Annotated in this window: 2 protein-coding genes and 1 pseudogene; all 3 read right to left on the reverse strand. The window is 41.2% G+C overall.

Annotated elements, in window-relative coordinates:
- Positions 1–57: 57 nt before the first annotated feature.
- On the reverse strand, positions 58–468 hold the full coding sequence (gene hepT / locus SPSYN_RS15490) for a type VII toxin-antitoxin system HepT family RNase toxin (protein WP_161823385.1): 411 nt from the start codon (positions 466–468) through the stop codon (positions 58–60).
- Entirely contained in the window at positions 461–919 is a 459-nt protein-coding gene (mntA, locus tag SPSYN_RS15495; protein WP_161823386.1) for a type VII toxin-antitoxin system MntA family adenylyltransferase antitoxin, read from the reverse strand. The genes hepT and mntA overlap by 8 nt, the downstream gene beginning before the upstream one ends.
- Before the next feature lie 373 nt (positions 920–1,292).
- Positions 1,293–1,747: pseudogene (locus SPSYN_RS15500) on the reverse strand (group II intron reverse transcriptase/maturase); the annotation flags it as partial.

The following is a 1,747-nucleotide window of genomic DNA, read 5'->3' on the forward strand; positions in this document are numbered from 1 at the left end:
CAGTGGTCTCGGACGGTTCCCCTGTGTCACGAACTAAGCTTTTCGACACCACCGGCTTTATAGCCATGTTAAGACGTAGTTGGCGAACTTTTTAAAATCATCTATTTTCCTTAAGCTATCATAAACTATCTTTGGGTCGACATCTAAATAATCATGGACGAGAATATTTCGAAAACCTGCTATTTGTTTCATGGTATTGGCCAGGTCTGCGGGCAGCAAACCCTCTTCCATTAATACCGCAAAAATATCTCCATATCCGAGCGGAGGACGATATTCCCGGTCAGCAATAACATGGCTGCCAATATCAATACAAACTTGCGCGGCTATGTGTAAATTCCTTTCAACACGGTCTTGGATGCCTTCATCTTTTTTATATTCTTCCCAGCTTACTTTCGACAATTCTTTCAGCTTGCGCAGGGATCGCTCCAGCTTAAAAAGGCGCCTCTCGATCGTTTGCCTATCAACCACCAAATCGGTCCTCCTTAATTCGCCTTACTAACCCTTCATGTAATATCTTTTCAATGGGTTTGAAGTCAAAATAACGGTCATAAGTTCGTACTTGAAAATTCACCCGTTGACCTTTCCCATCTTCTTTTTCAAAAATAAGTCGCCCTTTACTCAATATCCGGTAAGAAAGGGCTGGTGGTGCATGATTTAGAATTATCAGATCCACTTCGTCTGTCTTAAGTAATGATGTTATCATTGCAAGTAATTCTAATTTTTTTTCAAAATACCGGCTCGGGGGAAAGTCACCGTTGAGAAGAACCGCAAGGTCAATATCACTAATGGGAGTCTGTCTTCCCTCGGCGTATGAACCAAAAAGATAAATGGCCACAATATCCCCGTCAATGCTTAATTTTTTAATTAGCAACGGAATATATTCCATTACGTTATGTTCTATCTTTTTAAAACGATACAAACTCATCACCACGATCTGTTACTTGAATACCTTTATATTACCATAATACCAGTACATGTCGCGACCTATATTTTCCAGTCTCTTAATATGAACGTGGTTCGTCATCTGCCATATATTATTTTTTTGGTTTCCAGGTACTTCTGAAAATCATTTTACTGCATAAAAAAATATCTTACTGTCTACCGTGTCTTTCATTTGACACAAAAGTCGAGTAGATGCGCACCTCTTAAACTTTAGGGGACACTTTGTTTTCCCGGTTTCTCCCCGTTTCCTCTGGGAGTGTCACAATATTTGCCCCATGATTTAATTGGTCACGCACCCCTCACAGAACCGGACGTGCAGCTTTCCCGCATCCGGCTCTTCACACTGCCATTTACATTATGTAGCCGATACTTTTCCTTAGTTCATAGATATTAACGTATATTTTGGGCTTGGGTAACCGGTATTTAACCAGTAGTTTCGGGAAATTGCTCCAGTTATGGCTTCTCTTCTGGCTTCGTCTGTTTAAATTTTTGAACAGGTGTCGTTTCACTTCGTCGAAGAATCTCCTTAGCATCGGTGAGTTGTCTGTTATCCCGTAATACCGATAATATCCTTGCAATTTGCGCCTAAGTTTGTTCATTAGCTTTTCTATCAGCATATGCCGGTTTTCTTGTATCCATTGTTTAAATCGTAGTAGGCTTGCCCGGAATTTCTTGCTGCTCGTTTTCCGTTTTACCCGGAATCTACCGTTGCGGCTTATACTACAGTAGTGTTTGAACCCAAGGAAGTCAAATGTTTCCGGTTTACCACTGCCAGGGGCGTCATCGTCATCTTTCTTTCCAGCCT

It is taken from the genome of Sporotomaculum syntrophicum (assembly GCF_009932395.1).
In the GTDB taxonomy this organism is placed as follows: domain Bacteria; phylum Bacillota; class Desulfotomaculia; order Desulfotomaculales; family Desulfallaceae; genus Sporotomaculum; species Sporotomaculum syntrophicum.